Origin of the sequence: Candidatus Aegiribacteria sp. (genome assembly GCA_021108005.1) — a bacterium.
Classification (GTDB): Bacteria; Fermentibacterota; Fermentibacteria; order Fermentibacterales; family JCC-6; genus Aegiribacteria.
Genome location: JAIORS010000140.1, coordinates 1 through 2,835 on the forward strand (window position 1 = coordinate 1; position 2,835 = coordinate 2,835).

The window sequence follows — 2,835 nt, forward strand, 5'->3', positions numbered from 1 at the left end:
AGCATTACTCACGGTAGCTGTTATGCTGGCCTCCGACTTGTTAGGACAGAGCTTTCGTAAGAAAATACATACAATGTGAGGATCCTCAATTTGGCTTCGCGAGGAGGATCAGGTGTAAAGAATGCGGTGCTGGGCATGGACTGTTCCGAAGATATTCATGCACTTCCTGCATTACAGAAAACTCTTACTAATGCTCTGCAGATGCGCCTGGGATACTCTCTCGATGTTCCTTCATGAAGCCCTTGATCAGAAAGATGTCTTTCCCGGCGGTATCCTTGTGCCGCAGACCTTCGGTGGAATGGCCAACTGGAATCCCCATACGTGCTATTTAAAATCATTGACTTTGTATAAGGTTCATATATTAAAATATTAGTCGACTCAAAAAACTGCTCGAGTCCGGTAAGAACAAACCTGACATCATGTTTCCTCCTATCAAAAAAGCATACTTCTTCCCAGGCTGTAGATTCGATAAGGAGAAAGTATAGAAGAACATCCAAGATTGACTGTATACCTGAACTCCACAGTATCTGCTATCGATGGTTATATAGGTAATTATCTTACCTCAATAGAGAGTAGCGATACGGGGGAGACCGAGGAGTACGAACACGGAATAATCGTGATCACGACCGGTGCTGTTGAAATGACGCCGGATTCGTATCTTTACGGTGACGAAAATGTGCTTAAACAGCTGGAATTGAAGAGAGTTCTTGAGGAAAACGAAAAAGAATACAGCAAACTGAAAAGCGTCGTGATGATCCAGTGCGTCGGATCAAGGGATGATGACCATCCTTACTGTTCCAGAGTATGCTGCACGCAGGCGGTCAAGAACGCCATACGTCTCAAGGAACTTAATCAGAAGCTGAATGTCTATATCCTCTACCGTGATATACGAACCTACGGTTTCAACGAAGAGTACCTCCAGCAGGCCAGAAATATGGGTGTGATATTCATCAGATACGAAGATGACAACAAACCGATTGTAAAATACGTCAAAGATGGTGAAAACAAAAAGATAGCAGTCAGTGTCCGCGATCATGTCCTTGATACGGATATAGAAATCGCCCCTGACAGGATCATTCTGGCATCGGCCATGGAACCTCAGAAAGACGCCGAAAGGCTCTCGCAGATGCTCAAAATACCGCTCAATGAAGACAGATTCTTCATGGAAGCCCATGTAAACCTCAGACCGTTGGATTTCTCCCTAGTAAACCTTTAATCATTCTACCTTGTGCAGACTACGTTCCATGGCAGGATGACGTTCCTGAGATAGAGGTCGGTTAGATTGTGTCCTTATTTTTCTGTGAATTCCTAGCGGTCGTTTAAGGAGCGGCCATCATCCCCTCAATTGGGTATTGTTTTAATGACCAGATCAACCCAAACCCAAAGGAAGAAGACGATGGCCACAGGTAAGTTGACACAAACTGAGACGAATGTCCAAAGGTTACTCTGCGATAATGATGCCATGCGTAAAGATGGTAGAGGATAGAATCCAGGAACTCGTTGAAGCAGAGTTTGGGAAGCACATGGGTAGGAAGCCCTAAGATTAACTGATTATACATGCTATTTAAGAACGATTATTGCTCAAGGATCACCCCGGTCCTGCCGGGTTTCTTGATCTGGTACAGGAATAAACCGGAGATAACGGAGAAGGGGAGGTACGAAGACCTCCCCTTATATCACTTAGCTAGAATAATTCTAGTTACGATCTTTGCTTGTCGTTGGCAAAGTCCACTTTGAGCTGACGGCCGTCCATTTCCTGTCCGTTCATCGCCTCCATGGCTGCCTTTGCTTCTTCATCGGTTCCAAAGGTCACAAAACCGAATCCTCTTGACCTTCCTGAGTCTCTTTCGGTGATGACTTTTGCTTCTTCAATAGTACCATACTCCTCGAAAGCCTTGCTCAGACTATTATCATCCGTTGCCCAGGCTAATCCTCCAACAAACAGTTTCTTACCCATTCGAACTCCTGTTCCCGGGACTTCCGTCCCTAAGTACCATGCGGCATCAATGCCGCTGTTGCCCCTAAAGCAGGGGCGTGCCAACCGGGATACGGCCCGGAACCGTGCTGTAAAACAACAGCAATCTGATGTGAAACAAGCTCTTTTCACTTTTGCGATGATAGTTTTGGAATTAACGAGGAAGATGAGTGAGAAATTACGTAAATCCTTCTAAACACTACAATCAATTAAAAATATCTATCTTTCACATTACAGCAGTAATATACAATTAAGTTTCTAATATGCAATTCTTTAGAAAGTCCGGAATTGTAAAGCCGATGCTAACGAGTGAATAACCATAAATGCATTCTGGACAAATCAGGATTATTAGAGACTTTTCCGTGGCCTGTGAATTGTATCAGAGGATTAGGAATCATCATATGCTTGGAATGGCTAAGCAAGAACCATGAAGATACTGACGCCTTGTGCGGAATAGTCACCGCTCGTAAATAACCGGGGAGCCTTTTCGTCTCTTGAGTTGGGACAGGAATATGCCGGAGATGATGATGTCCATTCCGATTTTTCTGTTAAGCTTCCGCTTCCTGGGGAAGTACTGGCGAAGCAGACCGTCATTGGTTCTGGTGTGCGCCTGAGAAGGGTTTCCGGTTGCAGGTGAATCCTTCAGGTCGTTGACCATGGTTGGGGTCCTCCGTATCATTACATTAGAGTAGTAAGTAGTGAATCAAGGGTTAGTGAGACGGGGCAAGGAGGGTCTTCAGGGGTTTGGTTCCGAAAAGTGGAAAATCCGATTTCCCGATTGGTATGAAGGATAGATTATGACAGTGAAGATACTGAGAGGCTTCGGGGTGTTCGTAGTCCTGCTTCTGATAGGCTCGGTC

4 protein-coding genes are annotated in these 2,835 nt (G+C 45.0%); 2 read left to right on the top strand and 2 right to left on the bottom strand.

Features of this window, described 5'->3' with window-relative positions:
• Window positions 1-121: 121 nt before the first annotated feature.
• Complete coding sequence (locus K8S15_08560) at window positions 122-373, top strand: hypothetical protein (GenBank protein ID MCD4776082.1); 252 nt, start codon at window positions 122-124, stop codon at window positions 371-373.
• Window positions 374-499: 126 nt separating this feature from the next.
• Entirely contained in the window at window positions 500-1,216 is a 717-nt protein-coding gene (locus K8S15_08565; protein MCD4776083.1) for a hypothetical protein, read from the top strand.
• Between the two features lie 483 nt (window positions 1,217-1,699).
• Here K8S15_08565 and K8S15_08570 read toward each other — a convergent pair whose 3' ends face one another.
• Window positions 1,700-1,957, bottom strand: coding sequence for an RNA-binding protein (locus K8S15_08570; GenBank protein MCD4776084.1), 258 nt, complete (start codon window positions 1,955-1,957; stop codon window positions 1,700-1,702).
• Window positions 1,958-2,432: 475 nt separating this feature from the next.
• The gene (locus tag K8S15_08575) at window positions 2,433-2,633 is read right to left on the bottom strand and encodes a hypothetical protein (GenBank protein MCD4776085.1); all 201 of its coding nucleotides are present in this window, start codon (window positions 2,631-2,633) and stop codon (window positions 2,433-2,435) included.
• Window positions 2,634-2,835 lie beyond the last annotated feature (202 nt).

Coding starts and splice junctions, on each gene's coding strand:
- K8S15_08575 (MCD4776085.1), bottom strand. CDS start 2,633: ATGGTCAACGACCTGAAGGATTCACCTGCAACCGGAAACCCTTCTCAG.
- K8S15_08570 (MCD4776084.1), bottom strand. CDS start 1,957: ATGGGTAAGAAACTGTTTGTTGGAGGATTAGCCTGGGCAACGGATGAT.
- K8S15_08560 (MCD4776082.1), top strand. CDS start 122: ATGCGGTGCTGGGCATGGACTGTTCCGAAGATATTCATGCACTTCCTG.